25 protein-coding genes are annotated in these 24096 nt (G+C 36.9%); 10 read left to right on the top strand and 15 right to left on the bottom strand.

Features of this window, described 5'->3' with window-relative positions; genetic code table 11:
* Positions 1 to 103: 103 nt before the first annotated feature.
* The 3 genes from IIF7_RS14395 (at position 104) to IIF7_RS14385 (ending at position 2192) form a co-directional block, all read left to right on the top strand.
* Positions 104 to 1081, top strand: a complete 978-nt coding sequence (locus tag IIF7_RS14395) for a 2-hydroxyacid dehydrogenase (protein ID WP_084842401.1) — start codon at positions 104 to 106, stop codon at positions 1079 to 1081.
* Between the two features lie 179 nt (positions 1082 to 1260).
* A complete protein-coding gene (locus tag IIF7_RS14390) occupies positions 1261 to 1650 on the top strand; it encodes a VOC family protein (RefSeq protein WP_084842400.1) in 390 nt (129 codons plus the stop codon).
* A 125-nt stretch (positions 1651 to 1775) separates the two neighbouring features.
* Entirely contained in the window at positions 1776 to 2192 is a 417-nt protein-coding gene (locus tag IIF7_RS14385) for an arsenate reductase ArsC (protein WP_084842399.1), read from the top strand.
* Between the two features lie 53 nt (positions 2193 to 2245).
* On the opposite strand, the gene IIF7_RS14380 is transcribed toward IIF7_RS14385, so the two are convergent.
* The 5 genes from IIF7_RS14380 to IIF7_RS14360 form a co-directional block, all read right to left on the bottom strand.
* Positions 2246 to 2896 (bottom strand): SDR family oxidoreductase, encoded by a 651-nt coding sequence (locus tag IIF7_RS14380; RefSeq protein ID WP_084842398.1) that lies wholly within the window; start codon positions 2894 to 2896, stop codon positions 2246 to 2248.
* Positions 2897 to 2987: 91 nt separating this feature from the next.
* Positions 2988 to 4790 carry a GNAT family N-acyltransferase gene (locus IIF7_RS14375; RefSeq protein WP_084842397.1) on the bottom strand — a complete coding sequence of 601 codons (1803 nt, stop codon included), beginning with the start codon at positions 4788 to 4790 and terminating at the stop codon, positions 2988 to 2990.
* 48 nt (positions 4791 to 4838) lie between these two features.
* Complete coding sequence (locus IIF7_RS14370; protein ID WP_084842396.1) at positions 4839 to 6095, bottom strand: aspartate kinase; 1257 nt, start codon at positions 6093 to 6095, stop codon at positions 4839 to 4841.
* A gap of 3 nt (positions 6096 to 6098) precedes the next feature.
* Positions 6099 to 6572 carry a GNAT family N-acetyltransferase gene (locus IIF7_RS14365; RefSeq protein ID WP_084842395.1) on the bottom strand — a complete coding sequence of 158 codons (474 nt, stop codon included), beginning with the start codon at positions 6570 to 6572 and terminating at the stop codon, positions 6099 to 6101.
* 76 nt (positions 6573 to 6648) lie between these two features.
* Positions 6649 to 7131 carry a GNAT family N-acetyltransferase gene (locus IIF7_RS14360; protein ID WP_084842394.1) on the bottom strand — a complete coding sequence of 161 codons (483 nt, stop codon included), beginning with the start codon at positions 7129 to 7131 and terminating at the stop codon, positions 6649 to 6651.
* 107 nt (positions 7132 to 7238) lie between these two features.
* Between IIF7_RS14360 and fbp the strand changes: the two genes are divergently transcribed.
* Positions 7239 to 8249, top strand: coding sequence for a class 1 fructose-bisphosphatase (fbp, locus tag IIF7_RS14355; protein WP_084842393.1), 1011 nt, complete (start codon positions 7239 to 7241; stop codon positions 8247 to 8249).
* On the opposite strand, the gene IIF7_RS14350 is transcribed toward fbp, so the two are convergent.
* A complete protein-coding gene (locus IIF7_RS14350; protein WP_084842392.1) occupies positions 8246 to 8674 on the bottom strand; it encodes a TerB family tellurite resistance protein in 429 nt (142 codons plus the stop codon). The genes fbp and IIF7_RS14350 overlap by 4 nt on opposite strands.
* Positions 8675 to 8838: 164 nt before the next feature.
* On the opposite strand from IIF7_RS14350, the gene IIF7_RS14345 reads away from it, so the two are divergent.
* From IIF7_RS14345 to IIF7_RS14335, 3 genes are read left to right on the top strand one after another with little or no spacing between them, the layout of a single operon-like run.
* Positions 8839 to 9858 carry a ligase-associated DNA damage response exonuclease gene (locus tag IIF7_RS14345; protein WP_084842391.1) on the top strand — a complete coding sequence of 340 codons (1020 nt, stop codon included), beginning with the start codon at positions 8839 to 8841 and terminating at the stop codon, positions 9856 to 9858.
* A complete protein-coding gene (locus tag IIF7_RS14340; protein ID WP_084842390.1) occupies positions 9855 to 11447 on the top strand; it encodes an ATP-dependent DNA ligase in 1593 nt (530 codons plus the stop codon). The genes IIF7_RS14345 and IIF7_RS14340 overlap by 4 nt, the downstream gene beginning before the upstream one ends.
* A gap of 48 nt (positions 11448 to 11495) precedes the next feature.
* Positions 11496 to 13964, top strand: coding sequence for a ligase-associated DNA damage response DEXH box helicase (locus tag IIF7_RS14335; protein WP_084842389.1), 2469 nt, complete (start codon positions 11496 to 11498; stop codon positions 13962 to 13964).
* A gap of 235 nt (positions 13965 to 14199) precedes the next feature.
* Here IIF7_RS14335 and IIF7_RS14330 read toward each other — a convergent pair whose 3' ends face one another.
* The 3 genes from IIF7_RS14330 to IIF7_RS14320 all read right to left on the bottom strand — a co-directional run bounded on the left by IIF7_RS14330 (position 14200) and on the right by IIF7_RS14320 (position 15357).
* Positions 14200 to 14490, bottom strand: a complete 291-nt coding sequence (locus tag IIF7_RS14330; protein ID WP_084842388.1) for a type II toxin-antitoxin system RelE/ParE family toxin — start codon at positions 14488 to 14490, stop codon at positions 14200 to 14202.
* Positions 14483 to 14722, bottom strand: coding sequence for a ribbon-helix-helix domain-containing protein (locus IIF7_RS14325; protein WP_084842387.1), 240 nt, complete (start codon positions 14720 to 14722; stop codon positions 14483 to 14485). Before IIF7_RS14325 ends, IIF7_RS14330 begins: the two co-directional genes overlap by 8 nt.
* 131 nt (positions 14723 to 14853) lie before the next feature.
* Positions 14854 to 15357: a DUF1440 domain-containing protein gene (locus IIF7_RS14320; RefSeq protein ID WP_084842386.1), complete on the bottom strand. Its 504-nt coding sequence runs from the start codon at positions 15355 to 15357 to the stop codon at positions 14854 to 14856.
* A gap of 100 nt (positions 15358 to 15457) precedes the next feature.
* On the opposite strand from IIF7_RS14320, the gene IIF7_RS14315 reads away from it, so the two are divergent.
* Positions 15458 to 16243 carry an amidohydrolase gene (locus tag IIF7_RS14315; protein WP_084842385.1) on the top strand — a complete coding sequence of 262 codons (786 nt, stop codon included), beginning with the start codon at positions 15458 to 15460 and terminating at the stop codon, positions 16241 to 16243.
* Here the strand turns inward: IIF7_RS14315 and IIF7_RS14310 are convergent.
* A complete protein-coding gene (locus IIF7_RS14310; protein ID WP_084842384.1) occupies positions 16235 to 17848 on the bottom strand; it encodes an Ig-like domain-containing protein in 1614 nt (537 codons plus the stop codon). The two genes, IIF7_RS14315 and IIF7_RS14310, sit on opposite strands and share 9 nt — an antisense overlap.
* A gap of 85 nt (positions 17849 to 17933) precedes the next feature.
* Complete coding sequence (locus IIF7_RS14305) at positions 17934 to 18614, bottom strand: ComF family protein (protein WP_176218967.1); 681 nt, start codon at positions 18612 to 18614, stop codon at positions 17934 to 17936.
* A gap of 61 nt (positions 18615 to 18675) precedes the next feature.
* Here IIF7_RS14305 and IIF7_RS14300 point away from each other — a divergent pair, with 61 nt between their 5' ends.
* Both IIF7_RS14300 and IIF7_RS14295 read left to right on the top strand, forming a co-directional pair.
* Positions 18676 to 19560 carry a hypothetical protein gene (locus tag IIF7_RS14300; RefSeq protein WP_084842383.1) on the top strand — a complete coding sequence of 295 codons (885 nt, stop codon included), beginning with the start codon at positions 18676 to 18678 and terminating at the stop codon, positions 19558 to 19560.
* 62 nt (positions 19561 to 19622) lie between these two features.
* Positions 19623 to 21164 carry a glycine--tRNA ligase gene (locus tag IIF7_RS14295; protein ID WP_084842382.1) on the top strand — a complete coding sequence of 514 codons (1542 nt, stop codon included), beginning with the start codon at positions 19623 to 19625 and terminating at the stop codon, positions 21162 to 21164.
* A gap of 70 nt (positions 21165 to 21234) precedes the next feature.
* On the opposite strand, the gene IIF7_RS14290 is transcribed toward IIF7_RS14295, so the two are convergent.
* The 4 genes from IIF7_RS14290 to IIF7_RS14275 all read right to left on the bottom strand — a co-directional run bounded on the left by IIF7_RS14290 (position 21235) and on the right by IIF7_RS14275 (position 24083).
* On the bottom strand, positions 21235 to 21768 hold the full coding sequence (locus IIF7_RS14290) for a ferritin (RefSeq protein WP_084842381.1): 534 nt from the start codon (positions 21766 to 21768) through the stop codon (positions 21235 to 21237).
* A gap of 78 nt (positions 21769 to 21846) precedes the next feature.
* Complete coding sequence (locus tag IIF7_RS14285; protein ID WP_084842380.1) at positions 21847 to 22152, bottom strand: hypothetical protein; 306 nt, start codon at positions 22150 to 22152, stop codon at positions 21847 to 21849.
* Between the two features lie 41 nt (positions 22153 to 22193).
* A complete protein-coding gene (locus IIF7_RS14280) occupies positions 22194 to 22664 on the bottom strand; it encodes an Lrp/AsnC ligand binding domain-containing protein (protein WP_084842379.1) in 471 nt (156 codons plus the stop codon).
* A 45-nt stretch (positions 22665 to 22709) separates the two neighbouring features.
* Positions 22710 to 24083, bottom strand: a complete 1374-nt coding sequence (locus IIF7_RS14275) for a saccharopine dehydrogenase family protein (protein ID WP_084842378.1) — start codon at positions 24081 to 24083, stop codon at positions 22710 to 22712.
* Positions 24084 to 24096 lie beyond the last annotated feature (13 nt).

Here is a 24096-nt window from a genome sequence, read left to right as displayed (position 1 = left end):
ATATGGAACAGAAAGGTATCTGGTTTTCTAAGCTTAACTGGGTAAAGGATTTGTGCGTTCAAACCATAAATCACGAATTATATATTAATAAAAATAGATTAAAATGATCATTTTACACGCCGATACGAATCACTCTAAGTTGATTGAGTTATTGGCAGATGCAGGGCATCACAATATCGAAGGATTTACACAAAGCAGGGAAGAAACTTTACAAAATCAGCATTTATATGATGGAATTGTAATAAGAAGTAGATATACTATCGATAAAGATTTTCTAGATGCTGCCCCAAACCTTAAGTTTATTGCGAGAGTTGGTGCCGGTTTAGAGAATATAGATGTGGATTATGCAAAAGAACGCGGTGTTAAATTATTCTCGGCTCCAGAAGGTAATAGAAATGCTGTAGGAGAGCATACCTTAGGTATGTTGCTGTCCCTTTTTAATAAATTAAATAAAGCTGATAGAGAAGTTAGAGAAGGACTTTGGAATCGTGAAGATAATCGCGGGATCGAGCTTGATGGAAAAACCGTAGGGATTATTGGCTACGGTAATATGGGGAAGGCTTTTGCTAAAAAACTAAGAGGTTTTGATGTAGAAGTACTTTGTTACGATATTAAAGACGATGTAGACGATAGTAATGCCACTCAGGTAGATTGGGAAGAATTCACTAAAAAATGTGATGTAGTGAGTTTGCATACCCCGTGGACAGAAAAGACAGATAAAATGGTAAATGAAGAATTTATAAAATCTTTCGCAAAACCATTTTGGTTTATTAATACCGCACGTGGTAAAAATGTTGTGACTGAAGATTTAGTACATGCCTTAAGATCTGGACAGGTTTTAGGTGCAGGATTAGACGTTTTAGAATACGAAAAATCTTCTTTCGAAAGTTTATTTGCTAACAAGAAAAACGTAGCGGTAAGTGCGGCAGAACCTTTACCTGAAGCAATGCGTGAACTTATGTTTATGCCCAATACAATTTTGAGTCCGCATGTGGCTGGTTGGACGGTAGAGTCGCACGAAAAGTTAGCCACGGTAATTGCCAATAAAATTATTAAGCAATTTGGTAAAGGCGAAGAATAAGCCAAATCACATAAATTTTAAGAAAGCTGCCTGCGAAATTCGATATTTTCAGGCAGCTTTTTTATTTCTGCTGTTTTATATTTTTTACTAATTCTTCAGGTTATAGAACTATTTAATATCTTAGAGATCATCAGTTTTCATCCAAATTCAAAATAGCTACTAAAATTAATTCAGAAATTATGAAAAACAGGGTAACAGGAATTGGCGGTATCTTTTTTAAGTCTGAAGATCCCGATGCAGCAAAATCATGGTATAAAAAGCATCTAGGTTTAGATACCGATAATTATGGATGTACATTTTGGTGGAAAGATAAAGAAGGGAAAGATTGCTCTACCCAATGGAGCCCAATGGATAAAGAAACCAGCTATTTTGAGCCGTCTAAAAAGCAATTTATGATGAATTTTAGGGTTGAAAATTTAGATGAACTTTTAGAAACATTAAAAGCTGAAGGAGTTACCGTGGTGGGAGAGCCAGAAAGTTATGATTATGGGAAATTTGGGTGGATTTTAGATGCTGAAGGGAATAAAATAGAACTTTGGGAACCTGTAGATAAAGTTTTTCTAAAATAGCCTAAATGCTTAACACTACGGAAACAGGAAATCTATCTTAGCTTAGTATTTTAGCGATATTCGCGATTTTTTTATCGTTTTTTCAGTCTTGTAATTGCTGAAGCTTTATCGTAAAAAGTAGGCTTATGAAAAACATTCTTGTGATTTGTACAGGAAACTCATGCCGTAGCCAGATTGCTCACGGATATTTAAAATATTTTGCATTTAAAAAGGCCAATATCTATAGCGCAGGTATAGAAAAACATGGCGTTAACCCTCGTGCAATCGCAACAATGCAGGAAGATGGCATAAATATTAAAGAGCATACCAGTAATCTAATAGAAGAATACAAAAATGTAGATTTTGACTTTATAATAAGTGTTTGTGATCATGCTAAGGAGCATTGTCCTTACTTTTCTACATCTAAAGCCGTTATGATCCATCAGCATTTTAAAGATCCTGCTGCAGTAAAAGGTAATAATCGACAAATTCACGATGCTTTTGAAAATATTAGGATCGAGATTAAGGATTTTTGTAGAACATTTGTAAAACAATACCTATAAAAAAAGGATGGTATTTTTACCATCCTTAATATTTTAAAAAATAAGCCTTTATTTTATCCAATTCCGCTTAACTCGATTAACGCCTGTTTAACCGGAGTTTCGCCCTCTAAGGCTTCAAAACTCATGTTTTTAGTTAGTGGATCGGCAAGAGACATTACCATTAAAAAGGCAACATCATCTCGTGCAATTTCGCCATATTCGCCTAGTTTTTCAGCAACTTTAACTCGGGCACGGCCCAATTCGTCACTTAAACTTCCTGGTTGTACGATGGTAAAAGGAACTCCGCTTTCACGCAAGTGATCATCAGCTTTTTTCTTTGCGCGTAAATAGTGTTCTAGATCTCCGCCATCTTCAGGGTTGTCTGTTCCCATAGCGCTAAGCATTACAAACTTTTTTACGTTATTTTCTTTTGCCGCATCGATCATTTTAATGGCTCCTTCTTCGTCTACCGCCGTAGTTTTTTCTGGTCCGGTACTTCCTCCAGAGCCTGCTGCAAATATAACTTTGTCTATTCCTTTAAATGCAGGTTTTACATCTCCTTCAAGATCTGCAAGTACGCTTTCTACGCCCATATCATCAAAGATTTGCTTTTGCTCTTCTTTTCGAATCATCGCTACAGGGTTGAAGTTTTGCGAGCTGTTTAGTATTTCAATAATTCGTTTTCCTGTTTGGCCGGTTGCGCCGGCAATCAATATCTTTTCCATTTTTTGCTTTCTGTTTAAAATGAATATAATAATTGAAATAACATTTACCTAAGCTCTTTTTAGGTATAACACTAAATTAACAGCCTTGCAATTACTGGTTGTTTAAGTGTTTTTCTTCCAGTTCTTTTTGAAATTCTTCCATTACTGGTTTTACGGTGCTTTCAGGAAGATCTGCGATTCTAATGTACATTAAACCATCTACCGCATTGTTAAATAATGGATCGACATTAAAGGCAACTACTTTTGCATTCTGTTTAATATACTTTTTGATCAATACAGGTAATCGAAGGTTTTCTGGTTCGATCTCGTCAATAATCTTATCAAACTTATTAAGATCGGCTTCACTTTTATCAAAAACGATATCCTTATCGGCATCTTCAAGTTTTACCTTAAATTCTTTCTTCGGTCTTACATATTGCGCTACGTAAGGATCGTAATAATTAGAGCGCATAAACTCGATCATAAGCGATTTAGAGAAATTAGAAAACTTGTTGCTAATGCTTACGCCACCAATAAGATATTTATGCTCTGGGAATCGAAGAGTACAATGCACAATTCCTTTCCATAGCAAAAATAAAGGCATTGGTTTTTGCTGATATTCTTTAATGATAAATGCTCTACCCATTTCGATAGATTCACTCATCATTTTATACAATTCTGGCTCAAATCTAAAAAGATCCTGAAGGTAAAAACCATTAATACCATGGTCTTTAAAAATTTCGGCACCCATTCCCATTCGGTACGCCCCGGCAACTTTTTTGGCATCGCTATCCCACAGAAAAAGATGATAATAATGATCGTCAAAAGGATCCAGGTCTACCGGATTATTTGTGCCTTCACCAATTTCCCTAAAAGTGATTTCACGTAATCGCCCAAGCTCCTGCACGATATTGGGAATGATTTCTCTTTTAGCTAAAAACACCTCGTAATTCTTAGAAACCAGTAAGCGTTTGTCAAGCTGTCTACACTTTTCAACCTCAGCTTCCATAAGCTCAGATTTGGTTTCTGTAGCGATCTTTTTTGGCGATTTGGGAAGTTTTAAAGTGTGCGGTATTTTCTCGAAAAGCTTCTTTTTTTCGAAAACATTGGCCAGCATATAAGTTTTACGGCGCAGGTACCCGGTAAACGATTCCAGGTCTTTAAATTCTGCCTGGTCTTCTACAGATATTGGATTACCAATTCGCACTTTTATTTTTCGGCGTTTTTGCGAAAGCATTTCACTAGGCAGTTTAGCTGTTCTAAGGACATCGCTCATCGAGGCTAAACGATAGAAAAATGTGCTGTTCTTTGCGTGAAAATAGATAGGAACAACAGGAACTTTTGCCTTTTGGATCAAGCGCATTGCTACCGGTTCCCAGGGTTTATCTACAATTAGTTTTTCATCTTTATAAGTAGAAACTTCACCTGCAGGAAACATCCCCAATACGTGGCCTTCGCGCAAATGAGCGATCGCTTCTTTAATGCCGCCAACGCTCGATTTTGCATCCTTATGAGTTTCAAAAGGATTTACCGGCATAATGTATGGTCGTAAAGGATCTAGACGATGCAATAAAAAGTTTGCGATAATTTTATAATCCTCCCTTTGTTCCAGCAGTAGCTTCATTAAGATCATCCCATCGATACCGCCAAGTGGATGGTTAGAAATAGTAATAAAAGGGCCGGTTTTAGGAATACGCTTCAGATCCTTTTCTGGAATATCGAACTGAATTTCGAAACCTTCAAGAATTGAGTCGATAAACTCAACCCCTTTAAGGCTCTTTCGTTTTTGATATTCTTTATTTAATCGGGAAAGCTTTGTAGTTCTTAAAAGCACCCATCCAGCCGTGGTTCCTAGAAAACCCATTTTTTCGAGATTCATTACTCGAGCAACTTCTTTGGCGGTTACAAATCCCATTGGTTAATTGGTTTTAAACAAATATAGCAAACAAATAGCATTAAGGTTTTAGCAATCTGTTACCATCTGTACAGTATTATGCGTAAGCTGTTTTAACAGCACCTTTTTTCCTTTTTCTACGGAAGTAATTGCAGCTTCATTAAAATGGCGAATAGTATATAATGAAACACCTGTTTGGTATTCAACGCGAAATTTTGCCTTTAAGTGTTGAATTAATTTTTCAAGCTGATTGAATTTGTTATCCACACAAACCGAAAAACTAATGGCCGAATTTTGTATAAGATCGACTTTCATCTGGTATTGATGAAAAAGCTGAAAAACTTCACTAATATTTTCTTCTACCATAAACGAAAAATCCAGCGAAGATAAAGATATTAAAGCCTGATTTTTCTTTACGATAAAGCAAGGTAATTGCGGAACTACCGCGCATCCATCTCCTTTGCAAACTTTTGTGCCTTCGTTTTCTGGATGAAAAAAGGACTTTACAAAAAGCGGGATTTCCTTTTGCTGTAATGGCTGAAGCGTTTTTGGATGAATTACAGATGCGCCGTAAAAGGCCAGTTCGATCGCTTCTTCATAAGAGATTTCGTTAAGCAAAGTCGTCTCGGTAAATTCTCGAGGATCTGCATTTAGAACTCCGGGTACATCTTTCCAGATTGTTACACTTTCAGCATTCAGGCAATATGCAAAAATTCCTGCTGTATAATCACTCCCTTCTCGTCCTAAACTCGTGGTGAAATTGTTAGCATCTGAAGCTATAAAACCCTGCGTGATACTTATGCTTTTAGGCTTAATTTCAGTAATAATATTTTTCTGTGTCGTTTCCCAATCTACTTTAGCATCACGATAAGTACTATTGGTTTTTATAAGGTCACGAGCGTCAACCCAAGTGTTTTTAATACCGTTTCTTGATAAATATTCACTTACAATGCTGGTAGAAATTAACTCGCCAAAACCTATAATCTGGTCATAAACAAAGTCGTATTGTTTCGATTTATTATGCTGAAGAAAATTTTTAAGATTGGTGAAAAACTGATTGATTTTTTCGAAAACCGCAGCCTGCTTATTTTCGAAAAGTCCGTTCATGATCTCTACATGAAACAATCTTAATCGTTCAATTTCGGGTTCAGGAGATTGTTCGCTCAAATATTTCTGGATAATAACTTCCAGCGCATTGGTGGTTTTCCCCATCGCTGAAATTACGATCAGTTTATCTGGATTTTGGTGCTTTTGCAGCACTTTTAGAACATTTTTTACTCCTGCTGCATCTTTTACAGATGCTCCCCCAAATTTGAAGACTTTCATTCGTTATTTTTGGATATTCTTTTTAATAACGCTTTCATTCATGTGAACTGTGTACCAGTTCTTTTTAATATCGGCACCTGTATTTTCGTAAAATTCGATCGCATTTTTATTTCCTTCAGAAACAACCCATTCTACACGTTTTACGCCATGCTCATAACCATATTTTACCACCTGGTTATATAGAGCGCCGCCTAAACCAGTGCCACGCATACTTTCAGTAACAATTAGATCTTCTAAATGAACGGTACGACCTTTCCAGGTAGAAAATCTAAAATAAACTAAAGCCATCCCGGCAAGTTTGCCGTCAACATCGGCAACAAAACATTTAAAATTTCCGTGGTCAAAACCTTCAGTTTCCAGGTCTTTTACAGAAATTTCTACTTCATTTTCAGCATTTTCATGTTTTGCCAGTTCCATGATCAATTCAAGAACTTTTGGCATGTCCTCCCGTTTAGCTTCGCGTATCTGATATTCCATAATTTTTGCTTTGATTTTAACAAAAATAGGAATATGCTTTTAGAACTTTCAGGATTTAAAAGGACTTAGCTTAATCTTAACGGGTTTTTGCACAAAAAGCTTCCATAGCGGCTTCATCCATCTGTACTGTGCGCCATTCTTTAAATACAGTAGCGCCACTATTTTTGTAAAACTCAACTGCATTGGTGTTCCAATCCAACACAACCCATTCGGTTCGTTTGCAACCCTGTTCTTTAGCATAATTGATCACTGCAGCATACAATGCGCCACCAAGACCTTTTCCACGAAAAGCTTCGCTTACCACCAAATCTTCAAGGTGTACGGTTTTTCCTTTCCAGGTAGAATAGCGATAATAGAATAATGCCATACCTTCGATCTTGCCATCGGCTTCAGCAACAAAACATTCAAATAACGGGCGATCTCCAAAACCATCGTTTTCCAAATCTTTTACAGTAAGCTCTACAGCATCGGGTTCATTTTCGAATTTAGCTAATTCATTTATTAGCCTTAAAACAGCGGTCATATCTTCTTTTACAGCTTTTCTAACTTCTATTTTCATATTGAAAACCTTTCAGGTGAAATTTTAATTTGTGTTAAAACGTTTACGAAAACGATGTAAAACGGCAATTTTTCAATAAATTTGATAACAAACTACTGTGAATCAAAATGACTAAAACCAGACCAACGCTCGGTGAGTTTATCATCGATAACCAACAGGATTTCCCATATTCGACGGGAGAATTATCAAGATTAATACGTTCTATTCGCTTAGCAGCAAAAGTAGTAAATCACGAGGTAAATAAAGCAGGACTCGTAGATATTACAGGGGCTGCTGGAGAACAAAATGTTCAGGGAGAAGATCAACAAAAATTAGACGTATTTGCGAATAATACGTTTATCCAAACCCTTACTAATCGTGAAATCGTATGCGGAATAGGTTCCGAAGAAAATGATGAATTTATCACTATTGCCGGAAGCCGTAAAGACCATAAAAATAAATATGTGGTGCTTATGGATCCATTAGATGGAAGTTCTAATATCGATGTAAATGTTTCGGTTGGGACAATCTTTTCGATCTATAGAAGAGTGACTCCGATAGGAACTCCGGTAACTTCAGAAGATTTCTTACAGCCCGGTAATTTGCAGGTGGCTGCAGGATATATTATCTACGGAACTTCAACAATGCTAGTTTACACAACCGGGCACGGAGTGAATGGCTTTACCTTAAACCCTGCATTGGGATCCTGGTATCTTTCACATCCAGACATGAAATTTCCTGAAACAGGCAATATTTATTCTATCAACGAAGGGAATTATGCACACTTTCCTAACGGGGTGAAAAAATATATTAAATACTGCCAGGAAGAAGAAGGCGATCGTCCTTACACTTCAAGATACATAGGCTCGATGGTATCAGATATTCATCGAAATATGATAAAAGGTGGTATTTATATTTATCCAAAAAGCACTAAATACAACAAAGGGAAACTTCGTTTACTTTACGAATGTAATCCTATGGCATTTATAGTAGAGCAGGCCGGTGGTAAAGCCAGTGATGGCTACCAGCGTGTGATGGATATTATGCCTACAGAACTGCATGAGCGATCTGCCATTTTCTGCGGAAGCAAAACAATGGTAGAAAAAGCTGAAGCGTTCATGAAAGAATACGGAGATTAATCCTCTTTCTCTAACAAATACTGGTAATCTTCAAAAGAGATTTGTCCACCAAAAATCTGTACAGATCTTTTAATTATAGCTTCTGAAGCCTGACTGGAAAAACCAAGACCAATAGCGTAACGTTTTATCAGTTCGGCTTCTTCATCATCAATAATATGATCTGCAAAGATGATTCTAAAAAGATCGTGAAGTCGTTCTAAACGTCTTTCAGTATCATGAGAAGGAGTTAATGGATATCCTTTAGGGTTTTCAAGTACCTTTTTGTACTCACTTTCTGTAATATCCAACTTTCTGGCAAAGCGTCTTAATAAGTTTTCTTCTGCTTCATTAATTGCACCGTCTACCGCAGCAAGATTAACAATAGCTGCAAAATGACTTAAATTTCTTAAATGCTCTCCTGAGCCGAATAAATCTGAAAATGACATATTGAGGGATTTTGGCTGCAAATATAAATAATGATGAGATATTTTTGTTTAATTCTTAAGAAATTTCAATTATAGAACATTCGCTAATCTTTTCTTAATCCCTTTTTTAGCCTTTCTATTTTGCCTAATTTCATCAGTATTGTTGCAAAAAATGTAAAAACCTGATGAAGAATACTCCGCTACTGGCGTTTAATGACAAAGGAATTTATTGCGCCCAGGCAGATGTTTATCTGGATCCCTGGCGCCCGGTAGATAAAGCGATAATCTCGCATGGACACGCCGATCATTCTCGTTGGGGGCATAAAAAATATATTACTCATCACAGCAATATTCCAATTATAAAACATCGATTAGGAGAAATTAATGTAAGCGGAAAAGATTGGAACGAGACTTTTAGCATTAATAACGTGAAATTTTCGTTTCATCCTGCGGGACATATTATTGGATCAGCACAGATAAGGGTAGAATATAAAGGCGAAGTTTGGGTGTTTACCGGTGATTATAAAACTGAAGATGATGGTGTGGCAAAGCCTTACGAACCGGTAAAGTGTCACACTTTTATTACTGAATGTACCTTTGGTTTACCCGCTTTTAAATGGCAGCCACAGGAAGAGGTTTTTGCTGAAATAAATAACTGGTGGCTACAAAATCAGGCTGAAGGAAGAACTTCGGTGATCTTTGGATATTCTCTTGGGAAAGCACAACGATTGCTGAAGTATTTAGATACTTCTATTGGGAAAATTTATACGCATGGAGCGATAGAAAATATGACCGAAGTTTTGCGACCACAACTAGAAATGCCAGAAACTACCAGGATTACCCGCGATGTAAAAAAGGATGAAATTAAAGGCAATATTGTGGTGGCACCGCCGAGTGCTCATGGAACACCATGGATTAAAAAAATGGTGCCTTATGTTACGGCTTCAGCAAGTGGATGGATGACCTTTCGTGGTGCCAGAAGACGTAGAGCTATCGATCGCGGATTCGTACTTTCAGATCATTGTGACTGGCAGGGATTGCTCTCTTCAATAAAAGAAACCGGTGCAGAGAAAGTGATCTGTACTCACGGGTATACCGATATTTTTTCGAAATATCTTCGGGAAATTGGCTACGATGCCAGAACCGAGCAAACCCAATATGAAGAAGAAAATGCCGAGCAAACTTCTAAAACCGAAGACGAATGAGACAGTTTGCAGAACTTATAAAAACGCTGGATAGCACCAACAAAACCACGCTAAAAGTTGAAGCTTTAACCAAATATTTCAATAATGCGCCAGATCGTGATAAGGTTTGGACGATCGCCATACTTTCGCATAGGCGACCGCCAAGACCGGTAAATACGACTTTAATGCGATTATGGGCTTCAGAAATTGCTAATATTCCGTTGTGGTTGTTTGAGGAATCTTATCATATCGTTGGTGATCTTGCTGAAACCATTGCCTTGGTAATTCCACCTTCTTCAGCATCTTCAGAAAAAAGCCTAAATCAGTTTCTACAGGAAATCATCGATCTAAAACCAAAATCTGAGGAAGAGAAGAAAGAATATTTAAAAGATAATTGGCTCAGTTTAAATTATTACGAGCGTTTTGTTTTTACCAAACTTATTACCGGAAGTTTTCGAATTGGTGTGAGCCAGAAGTTAATGACGCGTGCGCTTTCTAAAGCCACAGATATCGACGAAGATATTTTAGCGTATAAAATGATGGGCGATTGGAATCCCGCAAAAACTACTTATACGAAGCTGATTTTAGAAGAAAATGAAGAGGATTTTTTATCGAAACCTTATCCGTTCTATCTGGCCTATGCAATCGAAGATGAACCAAAAGATTTGGGCGATGTAAGCGAATGGAGTGCCGAGCATAAATGGGATGGCATACGATCGCAGGTAATTGTAAGAAATGACGAATTGTTCGTGTGGAGCCGCGGGGAAGAACTGGTAACCGATAAATATCCTGAGTTCGAAAAGTTTGTGGGCGTAATCCCAAACGGAACAGTGATCGACGGAGAAATTTTGCCGTTTCCAGAAGGAGAAATAGGAACTTTTAAAGATCTTCAAACTCGTATTGGCCGAAAAACGGTTTCAAAAAATTTACTGAAAAAAACACCGGTAATCCTTAAAGCTTATGATGTCCTGGAGTGGGAAGGTGAAGATATTCGGCAACGGGCTTTTAAAGAGCGTAGGGCGATACTGGAGAAATTATATACTGAAGTAAAATCTGATGAATTACCCTTGCATTTATCGCACACTATCCAGTTTAAAAATTGGGAAGAAGCAGCTGAAGAAAGAGAGCGATCTCGAGAAGTAAAATCTGAAGGTTTAATGCTGAAGCGCTTAGATTCGCCATATTTGGTTGGGCGTAAAAAGGGCGATTGGTGGAAATGGAAAGTCGATCCTCTAACTATCGATGCGGTGCTTACCTATGCGATGCGCGGTCACGGTAGGCGAAGTAATTTGTTTACCGATTATACTTTTGGCTTGTGGGACGAGAAAAAGGAAGAATTGGTGACTTTTGCTAAAGCGTATAGCGGTTTAACCGATGCTGAATTTAGAAAGTTAGATGCCTGGATCAAGAAAAATACCTTAGAGCGTTTTGGCCCAGTGCGAAGCGTGACACCTCATCATGTTTTTGAAGTCGCTTTTGAAGGCATAGCCGAATCGAAACGTCATAAAAGTGGCGTCGCCACCAGATTTCCAAGAATTCTTCGTTGGCGAACCGATAAAAAAATTGAAGAAGCCAATACGCTGGAAGATCTCAAAGCTTTGATTCCGTAGAAAATTAGATTCGAAATTCGATAATTTCAGGATATATTTTTATTTAAAATGACAAGACAGGAACTTTTGAAAATTGCTGAAGATTGGTTTTCTGATCAGGGTTGGAAACCATTTAAATTTCAGAAGGATACCTGGAAAGCTTACCTGCAAAAGAAAAACGGACTCCTAAACGCGCCTACCGGAAGTGGTAAAACCTACGCGCTTTGGGTGCCCATTGTGCTGAATTACATCAAAAATAATCCCGATTATAAAACCAAGCCTAAAAAAGGACTAAAAGCGATTTGGATCACACCACTTCGCGCACTTTCTGTTGAAATTGAACAAGCCGCTGAACGTTTTGCTTCTGGATTGGGTACTAATTTAACGGTGGGAATAAGAACTGGTGATACTTCGCAAAAGGAGCGAGCAGCTCAGAAAAAATCGATGCCAGATTTGCTAATTACGACTCCAGAGAGTTTGCAGCTTTTACTTTCTTCAAAAAATTACGATAAAACCTTTAAAAATCTTGAAGCGATTGTTGTAGACGAGTGGCACGAGCTTTTAGGGAGCAAGCGTGGCGTACAGGTAGAACTTGGTTTGTCGCGACTAAAAACTGTTTCAAAAAAGCTTCGAATTTGGGGAATTTCAGCAACTATAGGAAATCTTCAGCAGGCCAGGGAAGTTTTATTGGGGCCGGAATCTGAAGCACTTCAGAATTCAGAATTGATTAGGGCGAATCTTCAGAAAAAGATAAAAGTAAAATCTATTATTCCCGAAACCATGGAAAAGTTTCCGTGGCGAGGACACATGGGATTGCACTTGTTAGATGAGGTGGTGCCGATCATTAAAAACTCAAGAACTACGCTACTTTTTACCAATACCAGGTCGCAGTGTGAGTTGTGGTTTCAAAAGATCATTTCAAAATATCCTGAATTTGCAGGCGAACTTGCCATGCATCACGGGAGTATCAATAAGGAAACACGATTGTGGGTAGAACAGGCGATTCGAAACGAAAGTCTGAAAGCGGTAGTTTGTACCTCGAGTTTAGATTTGGGAGTCGATTTTGCGCCGGTAGAAACCATTATTCAGATTGGCGGTCCTAAAGGTGTTGCCCGGTTTTTACAGCGTGCCGGGCGTAGCGGTCACCAGCCGGGAAAAGAAAGTGTGATCTACTTTTTACCTACACACGCGATCGAATTGATCGAAGCTTCAGCTTTGCAAAAAGCTGTGGAGAAAAAAGCGGTGGAAGATCGAATTCCGTATTTGCTAAGTTTCGATGTTTTGGTACAGTATTTAACCACATTGGCGGTTTCAAACGGGTTTTTTCCGAAGGAAATTTATCCTGAAATAAAGTCGACATTTTGTTTCCAGGCGATGACTGAAGATGATTGGCGCTGGGTGCTCAATTTTATCACGAAAGGCAGCCAGAGTTTACAGGTTTATGACGAATATAAAAAGGTCGAAATCGAGGAAGATGGGAGATTTAAAGTGAATCATCGAGGGGTTGCCATGCGACATCGATTACAAATTGGGACAATCGTGAGTGATGCGATGCTGAGCGTAAAATATATGAAAGGCGGCTATATTGGAACCATGGAAGAATGGTTTATTTCTAAATTAACGCCGGGTGATGTGTTTACTTTTGCCGGCCGAAATTTAGAACTGGTCAGGATCAAAAACATGCAGGTTTTGGTTAAAAAATCGAAGAAAAAAACCGCCAAAGTTCCCAGTTGGATGGGCGGAAGAATGACCTTTTCTGCGCAGATGAGTGAATTTTTACGGGAAGAAATGTATCTAGCTTCAGAATATGATTCGGCTACCGGGAAGTCTGAAGAACTTTCTGCTCTAACCGGTATTTTTGAGCGTCAAAAAAAGGAATCTGTAATCCCCAAAAGTGACGAATTTCTTATTGAAACCTTTAAAACCCGAGAAGGTTATCACGCTATCTTTTATCCTTTTGAGGGTAGATTTGTACACGAAGCATTAGGAAGTTTACTGGCTTATCGTATCAGTTTGTTGTCCCCAATTTCATTTTCTATCGCTTTTAACGATTACGGGTTTGAGCTGTTAAGTGATCAGGAAATCGATATGCAGCAGGTGTTAGATAATAACTTATTTTCTGTGGAATTTTTAATGGACGATCTCTATAAAAGTCTGAATGCAACAGAAATGGCTCGCCGAAAATTTAGAGATATTGCCGTAATCGCCGGACTCGTTTTTACGGGTTATCCTAACAAACTTGTAAAAAGTAAACATTTACAATCCAGTTCGCAGTTGTTATTTAGTGTCTTTAGAGATTACGAAGAAGATAATTTACTCTATCTGCAATCTTTTCGAGAAACCTTTGAACATCAATTAGAAGAAGGAAGATTACGACAAGCTTTAGAGCGAATAGAGCATCAAAAAGTCGTATGGAAAAACTGTGAAAAACCAACACCTTTTTCTTTTCCGATCATTACCGATCGACTACGTGAAAAATTATCATCAGAAAAGCTAGAAGACCGTATTCGAAAAATGATGAAAAGTCTGGAAACCTAGTTAGATATTAGACCGCTGCGCTTTTAGAATTGAGATATTAGACAAGAGAGAATAGAGTATAGATAAGTAAAGACGAAAGAATCACGAGTCAAGAAACAGGATTGAAATACTGAAATTTGAATAAGTTTATTTTTGTTCTGCTAAACCTGTCCGTCATGCAGAACTTGTTTCAGCATCTCCATTACAATTTTGTAATTATTAAATCTAACCGCTGAAGGCTAAAAACTGATAGGTTCTAGCTAAAAATACTGTCCAAATCTTGTTTTCCTATGATTGCCATTATTTCAACCGTATCATTATTCACACGGTAGAAAATACTGTCTGACCCACATACGCATCTGCGGTAATCTTTTCTTATATAATCTACAGCTTCAAATGAGTATGGATTTTTGGCGATGATCTCGAAATATTCAAAAAGTTGATGAAAATATAAATCGGCTTGTTTCATTCCGAATTTTGAAACGCCATATTGATGAATCCGAATTATATCTTCTTTCGCAGTGTTGCTAAGCTTATAATTAGCCATCTAATAATGACTTAGATTGTGCTAAAATATCATGTTTACTATCTGATGTAAATCCGCTTTGTTCTGCCTTTTTAAGTTTAGCACTTATCCAATCAATTTTAGCTTGTTGTTTTCTGGCCTGTCTGATCAGGTCGTTAACGATCTCACTTTTGCTGGAATATTCTTTACTATCTACCTGATCTTTGAGCCATTCATCGTTAGGCTCAGTTAAGGAAATGCTCTGTCTAGACATGGTGCGTTTTTGATGTGAATTTACACCAAAAATTTTATATTGTCAATATTAAGTAAGTACCTGAAGGTTTAAAACTAAAAATTCTCACTAATAATACTGTCTACCGTAAACCCTTAACTGTAAACTGAACTCTATTTCTTCAAGCCTTGATTTACCTTATTTCTTACCAATTCTGTAGTGATTCCGAATAAAAGATGCGCTATAAACTCGTTTGCTTGCATTTTTAAAGGAACGTCGGTTGGTTTGTCTTTAAGCCCAAGAATAGGCAACGAAGTTTGATGTGTAGATACCCAGGTTGAGGTTCCCATAATAATTCCTTCAGCAAGATTTAATTGATCTTTATCTTTTTTTCCGTAGCCATAAGCAGCTCCAACACTAGCGCCAACGGGAAAATTCACCAATTGTTCTGCTAATTCTTCGTTTTGAACACTTATAGGAGTTCCGGTGATTTTGGTAGAAAGATCATCCAAAATTTTAAGTTGCGCACTTCGATTTTCAGCTTTACGAACAGGTAAAAAATGTTCAACCAAACCTTTTACAGCTCCACCTGCCAATCCACCAATGGCACCTGCGATAATACTTCGGGTGGTTTTGTTGTTAATTGTTGGATTACTTTTTAAGTGTTCTAAAAACATGAGAATCGATTTTAACCTAAAACTATCTAATCTAGAACGCTTCTGCAATCATTTAACAATCATTTGACAGGAACTTGAAAAAATATTCTATTTTTAAAATATGAGCACAAAGCAAAATTTAAACGTAGCGATTATTCAGGCAGATCTTAAATGGGAAGATTCGGTTGCGAATCGTAGTCTTTTCAGTAAAAAGATAGCTGCTTTAAGTGATTCCGTAGAACTTATTGTTTTACCAGAGATGTTCACCACAGGTTTTAGTATGAATGCCGAAAATTTAGCCGAAGAAGCCGAAGGAGAAACTTTGCTATGGATGAAAGAACAAGCAAAACTAAAAGATGCGGCCATCACCGGAAGTGTAATTATTACTGAAAATGGTGAATTTTACAATAGATTATTTTTTGTTTTTCCTGATGGAAACGTGCAAAAATATGATAAACGACATACCTTTACTTTGGCAAAAGAAGACAAAACCTATACTGCCGGAACAGAGCGTTTGATCGTAAATTATAAAGGCTGGAAAATTTGTCCGCTTATTTGTTATGATCTTAGATTTCCTGTTTGGGCGAGAAATACAGAAGATTACGATTTGCTGATCTATGTTGCAAACTGGCCACAAAAACGAGTTGCAGCCTGGGATGCTTTATTAAAAGCCAGAGCAATAGAAAACATGAGTTTTTGTATTGGCGTAAATCGTGTTGGCGAAGATGGCGATGGTTTCGTTTATAACGGCCATAGCGGAATTTACGATTGCCTGGGTGAAATTTTAACTCAGCAAAATGCTGAAAATGAATTCGCAAAAGAAATTACGCTTGATAAAACGCATCTCGAAAATACACGAAATCAGCTTAAATTTTTAGACGATCGTGATCAGTTTAAATTAGTCTAGGTAAAATTGATATACTTCGTCAAAATTGGCGCGGGTTTCTAAAGTATCTGGGAAATAGCTTATTTTTTCGGGTCTTCTGCGTTCTAGCCAACTACCAGTATCCCAGTAACCATTTTCATTTTCGTCGTAAATCACTCTTAAAAAGTATTTTCCAGGGCTTATATGCTCAAAAGTGAACTGCGTACCTTCAGTTAAGGTTTGTTGTTTAACAACTTCGCCTTTTAAAGTGGTTAATTGAACGATCATTGGATAGCTGCGCACATTTCGAAGTGACATGATAATGCTACCATAATCAGAAAGTGGTTTGGTAGTTAATTTCTGACTTATAGTGTCATTTTGATCTCCAAATAGATCAGTTAAAGTTCCTGGTAAGGCTTTAAAATAGTAAGTCCCTTCAGGTTCTTTATCGAAATAGATCTCTAATTGATTGTCTAGATCTCTAATTTCAGAAGTAAAAGAAACTTCAAGCGAGTCTTTATCCAAAATCGTAATTAGCGCATCATTTTTTTCAACCAAAGGCGTATTTGCTTTCAGTAAAAATGGTTGGTCGTATTCAATATTTCCAGACGGTTCAGCTTTTACATTTAAAGAATCACGTTCTAATTGTGCCATTCTTATATAAACGGTGTCGCGTTGGCGTGGCGTTACATATTCTAAAGAAACACTATCGGTTTCTATAGGATCTCTAAACCAGTAATAAAGCGTATCGGTTTCAGCATCTCGGGTAATTCTGGAAACCGGTGGCTCCATTGGTGGATATAAAAAATTAAGCTCTAAATCATCTAAATTCGGCACTCCCTGGTAACCAATTAAAAGTTGTCTTCCTTTAAAAAGTTTAGGTCGTTTCACTTCAAAAGCTAACTCTTCCTGAAAAATTGAGATCGTATAAACACTATCTGTAGGAATGGTGATTGGCTGTTCTAAAAAGCCAATTTTATCCTTGCCAGGATTAAATTTATAATTGTCGTTGTCATCTAAAATAGCGACCATTTGATATTTCCCTGCTTTTAAGTTTTCCAGGTCAAAATTCACACTGCTATCGCGAGTGTAAGCCACATAGCGCGGGATTTCATTATACACAACAGAATCTGTATACGTGCTATCCATCTCGTAAAGAAAAATCGAAACAAACTCTGGCGTTTCTTTTAAATAGGCATCTTCAATAAATCCTGAGACTTCTAAAGAATCGATATAATCCCCGGTGCTAAATACGTATTTAAAATAAGGATAAGGATTCCCTTCGTTATTATCTACGATACTTTTCCCAAAGTTAATCGCGTAGGTAGTATTTTCTCTTAGTGTATCGATAATTTCGATTTTTACATCTTTTCTGGCCTGGCCTAACGGAAGAATATTTGGTTCTGGATCCATTGGTGGCGAAATGATGATTTGCTGTTGTGGATTTTCAAGTTTAATGAATTCGTTAAACAGAATGCTAATCTCTTCAGCATCAAAATTGGTAGTGTAATTTTCGGGATTTGCTCTAATAAATCGAGGTGGTTCTTCATCAATCGGGCCGCCTTCAGGCATTCCTTTCTTAGCACATCGCACTACAGATGTGATTACTACAATAAAAAGAATAAAGTTGAAAAGCTTCCTGTTCATCTTCAAAAGAGCTATAAATTTTTCAGAATTCAGACTTAAAAATCCTTTCGCAAAGAAACGATTATTTTGAATTTAAACGTAACAATCAAATGGTAATTGCCATAGTAGCGATACTGACCTTTATTTTTTCTGAATTTCGCAAGCAGTTAATGCAAGCTTCTAAAGTTGCGCCAGTGGTTAAAATATCATCTACCAATAAAATATGTTTTCCTGAAATAGCCGAAGCATCGGTGAGTTGAAAGGATTGTTCCATAAGGTTCCATCTCGAAATTCGATTTTTTAGCGCCTGTTTTTTGGAAGAGCTTGTTTTAGTAAGTAGATCGTCGCGATACTGTGCATTTAGACTTTTGGCAATTTCTATCCCAAAGCCTTCGGTTTGATTATAACCACGTTCTTTTAAGCGGTTTTTATGCAATGGAACCGGGATCACCATATCGATATTGGTAAATCTGTGGCTATTTTTAAGTATTTCTCCCGTCCACTCCCCCAAAAAGTAGCTTATTTCAAATTGTCTCTTATATTTGAGGTTGTGAAGTAAGATTTGCACAATGTTCTTTTTACGAAAAATCAGTAATGCATAAGCAGCATTAATTTCGGCTCTGCCATAAAATACTTTATCTGCCTGATTTTCGTTATTAGGTTGATAGTTAGTAAGCGGGAGTTGATGTAAACAAGAGGTGCAAATCACTTTTTCACGATCCAATAATGGTCTTTCGCAGCAATTGCAGGTCTTTGGATAAAACAAATTAATGAAATCGTGAAACATTTGTTAAGTGGTTGTTGCGGAAAGCCTTAAACCTCTAAATTTATAAAATATAAAATACTTTATGATGACTGAAAAGAAGAATAATACTGCATTAAAGATTCTTATTGGTGTTTTAGCGGTGGCTCTTATTGCGCTTACTATTTATACGATAAGATTCTACAATGAAGAAAAAGAGAATAAAGAAATTCTTCAGAAAGAAAAGGCGGCCATAGAGGACGAGCTTAACGAGCTTATCGTAAAATATGATGAAGCTATTGATGAAAATGAAATTATGGATCAAAATCTGGTTGATGCCCGGGAGCGTATTAACCGGTTATTAGATTCAGTTCAGGATTACGAAGCAAATCTTGTGTTAATTACAAGATATCGTAGAGAAATTAGTAATCTTAAAGCTGAAAAAGAAAGATTGTTTAGAGTAGTAGATAGTTTAAGCTTGCAAAACCAAAGAATGGCAATGACTATTGATAGTACTCAAACAGAACTTTCTGAAAAAACAAGATTATCAGATTCGTTACAAACTTCTAATCAAAGTTTAGCAAATAAAGTGAATAAAGCTTCTCAGCTTAAAATTACCAGTTTACGTGGAGAAGGTGTTATTGTAAGAAATAGCGGTAAAGTTGTAGAAAACGATCGTACCAGAAGAATCGACCAGGTTAGAACTTGTTTCATAATCACTGCCAATGATCTTACTGAAGCTGGCGAGAAAAATCTTTATGTGCAGGTTTACAATCCAGAAAACGAGCTGGTAGGCGATAAGATAGCAGTAGAGCATGATGGTGGTGTGATGGTGTATAGTGCGCAAAGCACAGTATATTATGAAAATGAAGAATTAGACGTATGTATTCTAGCTAATACTGCTGAAGAAAAATTACTGGAAGGTAACTATAAAGTGTATGTTTATAACGATGCAACACTTATAGGAACAGCATCTTTTAGCTTAAGATAAGAAACTCAAAATTTTAGAGACCGTCATGAGTTAAATCATGGCGGTTTTTTTATTTTTGCTACATGGCAAAACAAGAAGATTCATTTAAAAACGTGATATCCCATGCTAAGGAGTATGGGTATATTTTTGCGTCTAGTGAAATATATGACGGATTAAGCGCGGTTTATGACTATGGTCAAAACGGTGCTGAATTAAAAAAGAATATAAAGGAATATTGGTGGAAAAGTATGGTGCAGCTGCATCAAAATATTGTTGGTATCGATGCCGCAATATTAATGCATCCAACAACCTGGAAAGCTTCTGGGCACGTAGATGCGTTTAACGATCCACTAATCGATAATAAAGATTCTAAAAAGCGTTATCGTGCAGATGTTTTGGTTGAAGATTATGCTGAAAAAATCAATCAAAAAGCGCAAAAAGAGATAGAGAAAGCTAAAAAACGTTTTGGTGATGCTTTTGATGAAGAGCAGTTTGTAGCAACCAATCCAAGGGTACAGCGATATAAAGCTGAAGAAAAGGAAATTTTGGAGCGTTTGGCTAAATCTTTAACTGAAGAAAATTTGGCAGATGTAAAAGCTTTGATTGAAGAGTTAGGAATTGCCTGCCCAGAAAGTGGTTCTAAGAACTGGACAGATGTTAAGCAGTTCAACTTAATGTTTGGAACCAAGCTTGGAGCATCAGCAGATAGTGCTACAGATCTTTATTTAAGACCAGAAACAGCGCAGGGTATTTTTGTAAACTTTGCGAATGTGCAGAAAACCGGGAGAATGAAAATTCCATTCGGAATTGCACAAATTGGTAAAGCTTTTAGAAATGAAATTGTTGCGAGACAATTTATCTTTCGCCAACGTGAGTTCGAACAAATGGAGATGCAATTTTTTGTACGTCCTGGAGAAGAACTTAGCTGGTTCGAAAAATGGAAAGAAACTCGCCAAAAATGGCATGCAAGCTTAGGTCTTGGAGACGAGAAATATCGTTTCCACGATCACGAAAAGTTAGCACATTATGCTAATGCCGCTACAGATATTGAGTTCGATTTTCCTTTTGGATTTAAAGAATTAGAAGGGATCCATTCTCGAACCGATTTCGATTTAAAAGCACATGAAGAACATTCTGGTAAAAAATTACGTTTTTATGATCCAGAAATGGGAGAAAATTATGTGCCTTACGTAATTGAAACCTCGATTGGTTTAGATCGAATGTTCCTAGCCGTATTTTCTGCTTCATTACAGGAGGAAGATCTTGGGGATGGGAAATCCAGAACCGTGCTTAAATTACCAGCGGTTTTAGCACCAACAAAAGCAGCGATTTTACCATTGCTTAAAAAAGATGGTTTACCAGAACTAGCTCAGGAGATTGTAGAAGAGCTGAAGTGGGATTTTAGAGTGCAATATGACGAGAAAGATGCAGTGGGTAGACGTTATCGTCGCCAGGATGCTGCCGGAACTCCGTTATGTATTACTGTAGATCACGATTCTTTAGAAGATAAAACGGTTACAGTTCGTTATCGTGATACGATGGAACAAAAGCGCGTGCCAATTTCAGAATTAGCTTCCATTATCGATCAGGAGGTGAATTTTAAATATTGGCTTAAAAAAGCTTAAAAGCAATAAGTTGTTAAATAATAAAAGAGGCTGCAAATTGCAGCCTCTTTTATTTTGATGTTGTCTTAAACTATGCAGGATTTGCTTCGTCTCGAATTTCTTTAATTTTTTCGTCTAAAAAGCGAAGTCCAACATTTTCAGTATTTATAAGGTCAAACAACTCTAATGCTCTGCGCATCGTTTGTTCTTCTTCCATTTGTTCTGTAATAAACCACTGTAAAAAGTTTTCAGTAGTAAGATCGCGTTTATTTCTACATTCATAAACGATGTTGTGAATGCTTTTAGTTATGGCGATTTCCTGATCTAATGCGGTTTCAAATATTTCTTCTAAAGAAGCAAAATCGTGATTAATATTTGCAACTTCAGGAGAGTATGCAGTCCCACCGTTATCATTTATAAAGTGGAAGATTTTCATCATGTGTTCGCGCTCTTCTGCAGATTGCTCGTAAAAGAATTCAGCGCTGTAAACAAGTCCGTTATGATCGCACCAGGATGCCATTGCAAGATAAGCTGCAGAGGATTCTGCTTCTTGCTTTATCTGTTTGTTTAATAAATCTAATATGTCTACGTGAATAAGTAGATTTTGTCTTACAAGGTCTTTCATAGGATTTGATTTTCATCAAAATTACCTAAAAAAGGAGTAAGTAGCTAAAAATGAGGTCAATTTAGAAGTAGTCTAAACCTAAGCTAGGACAGAGTTAATTTCCATCATGGCAAAAGTTCCATGAATTAATTCCTGAAGATCAAGAATTTCTAGAGTGTTAAAGACAAATAAATGCTCACGATTACAAAGACTTAAAACTTCTAAACCATGAATGTTTTCACCGTTTACGTGCTGTTCAATATCTATAGACTTCAGCTTGTGACGAAGTGCTAATAACTGGCAGAAAGAAAACTTCACGGTTTTATGGCCAAAATCGATATAGAATCGTCGGCTATTGTCGCACTGGCTGGCAACGAAATATTTTGAGGTGTAAATCGTATCCATTTGCCGCCAAAATTAATTTTAATTTAGAATAAATCCAAATATCAAATCTTAATTTGTCGACTTATTTGTTGGTTTAAAGAAATAAAGGTTTCAGTTCTGGAAACACCTTCAATGCCCTGTATGTTTTTATTTAGAACTTTCATTAAATGCTCGTTGTCTTTACAAAGCACTTTTACAAAAATAGACCAATTTCCTGTGGTGTAATGGCATTCTATTACTTCTGGAATTTCTTTAAGCTTATTTACTGCAAGCGGGTTACTTACTGCTTTATCCAGATAAACACCTACAAAAGCCATAGTTTTGTAACCTAATAACCTTGGGTCTATAATAAGGCGGGAACCTTCAATTAATCCAGATTTTTCTAGTTTACGTAGTCTTTGGTGTACAGCTGCGCCAGTAATTCCTATGTTTTTTGCGATTTCTAAAATTGGCCTTTTGGCATCTTCCATAAGGAAGTTAAGGATGGTTTTGTCGATACCATCGATAACGACATTTTGGTCTATGATCTTCATTTGGTTGTAGTTATAAAGCTAAAATAGGAAAAAAGATTTCATTTCCTAATTGCTTACCCCACCTATTGCATTGTATCCTAAATAGATAGTTTGTTTTTCTTTAAAAATGATACCGTTTTCTTGAAGTTCTTGTAAAATAGGTTCGTAAACTTCCTTGGAAATTGGTAAATGTACACCTGGAGACTTTATTTTCTTTTTTAAAATTTTTACAGCGGCAATCCCAACGGGAAGACCTACTGTTTTAGCCATTGCGGTTTCTGTTTGATCTTTGCCAATACAAACCATGGTTGAATCTATTTGTTTTTGTTTTCCGTCTAATTCGTAACCAAATTTGTGATACATTACGATCATATCTTTATCTTTTGAAGAAAGGCTCCATTTTTCTTCTAATATCTTCTGTAATGCCTGGGCAGGTGTAGCCTTTGCTATCCCAATTTTCTTGTTATTATTGAAAAGGTCTAACTCCATTAATTTTTCCCACATAATATCATCCTGATCTATTTTAAGATTATGACGCAATTTAAGTTCAACTGAATCTGTAGGGGAATAGGGAAGAAAAGAATTTACGAATTCACGATAGGTCATGTTTTCTGAATCTTCCATCGTAAAGCTATCATCTGTCATCCCAAGCTGAACAAACATATTCCATGCTCGGCTATAACCAACACGTCGCATGGTGCCGCGATATAAAGTTAAAATATCCTGAAGCCCATAAGCATTGCGGTAATCTAAAGAATTTCGATTGGCGTAAGCTTCAAATCTTCCGTAGCCTTCAATATCTAAAAATTCGGTTCTTCTAAATAAGCGGTGATATGGGATGTATTTATATTTTCCTTCCTGAATAAATTTTGCAACACCACCCTGGCCGGCAACAATAACATTTCTTGGATTCCAGGTAAATTTATAATTCCATAAATTATTATCGCTTTCAGGAGCAATTAATCCGCCACAAAATGATTCAAACATTAGCATTTTTCCGCCTTTATCCCTAATACGATCTATCACCTGCATGGCACTCATATGATCGATCCCTGGATCTACGCCAATTTCATTCATAAAAATGAGTCCGGCTTTTTTAACTTCAGTGTCTAGAGCCTTCATTTCCTTACTAATGTATGAAGCGGTAACCAAATGTTTTTTTAGATGAAGACAGGTTTTTGCAATTTCTATATGAAATCTTGCCGGTAACATCGAAATTACAAGGTCTACAGGAGCAATGTGTTTTTTACAACTTTCAGCATTAAAAATATCGAAGCTAGCAGCAAGGCAATTTTGGTGATTTTTGATGGCTTTTTTTGCGACCTCTAAATCTTTATCGGCAACAATGATCGTGAAGTTTTCTTCGGAAGACTTTTCAGAAAGATATTTTATAAGAACAGCGGTAGATTTTCCGGCACCAATTAACAGGATTTGTTGCATAATTGAACTAATT

This window comes from Zunongwangia atlantica 22II14-10F7 (assembly GCF_002094855.1).
Taxonomy (GTDB): Bacteria; Bacteroidota; Bacteroidia; order Flavobacteriales; family Flavobacteriaceae; genus Zunongwangia; species Zunongwangia atlantica.
Note: the sequence above shows the minus strand (reverse complement) of the source record. Positions and strands in the feature narration are given on the sequence as shown.